Here is a 338-nt window from a genome sequence, read left to right on the forward strand (position 1 = left end):
GTTTGAAACCCTGAAGTTGCAAGAAAATAACATACAACAAGTAAGCTAAATAACCTACCTATCCATTTCCCTACAATTTCTTGACTGTATTGATAAAAGGTTTTTCCGGGAAACTGTTGACTTAATTTGACCATAATTACTCCTGTAACCATCGCGATTATCCCACCTAAAATCACACTTATCCATACATCCGGTGTTTTCACTTTTTCCACAGATGCTCTGGGCAGGGTAAGGATTCCTGTTCCAAGTATAAAATTAACAACGATAACAACTGCTTGCGATGTCTTAATTCGGTCTTTGGGTCTGCTAATCATTAAAAGTCACTTCCTTTCGGCATA

At 37.6% G+C, this 338-nt stretch carries 1 protein-coding gene; it reads right to left on the reverse strand.

Going from position 1 to position 338, the window contains the following annotated elements; translation table 11 throughout:
* Positions 1 to 314: GerAB/ArcD/ProY family transporter (locus LOK41_RS28735; protein ID WP_241819472.1), on the reverse strand; the 314-nt coding region annotated here is incomplete at its 3' end.
* Positions 315 to 338: the final 24 nt, after the last annotated feature.

Source organism: Bacillus sp. TL12 (assembly GCF_022625245.1).
Lineage (GTDB): Bacteria > Bacillota > Bacilli > Bacillales > Bacillaceae_G > Bacillus_A.